The sequence below is a fragment of the Vibrio sp. OPT46 genome (assembly GCF_015163535.1).
Classification (GTDB): Bacteria; Pseudomonadota; Gammaproteobacteria; order Enterobacterales; family Vibrionaceae; genus Vibrio; species Vibrio alginolyticus.
Genome location: NZ_JADDYG010000638.1, coordinates 1 through 290, shown reverse-complemented (window position 1 = coordinate 290; position 290 = coordinate 1). Strand labels below are relative to the sequence as shown.

The 290-nt window shown below is 38.3% G+C and carries 1 pseudogene; it reads right to left on the bottom strand.

Annotated features, from left to right (window positions below):
* Nucleotides 1-290, bottom strand: a pseudogene (gene recA, locus IQR33_RS23985) (recombinase RecA); the annotation flags it as partial.

Below are 290 nucleotides of genomic sequence, written 5' to 3'. Positions count from 1 at the left end.
ATTCGAGCATCTAAGCCTAAATCAAGAACTTCACCGTAGTAATCGAAACCCTTACCAAACAATATTTTGGTTTCAGCTTGTTTAAATGGAGGGGCAAGTTTGTTTTTGACAACCTTAATCCTGGTTTCATTACCCATTGTACAATCGGTGACTTTATAGCTCCCCGTTCTGCGAATATCAATTCGCGTTGTCGCGTAGAACTTTAAAGCATTTCCACCTGTTGTTGTCTCAGGGTTTCCAAAACCACCAATTTTAAAACGAATTTGGTTTATGAAAATAGCCATGGTATT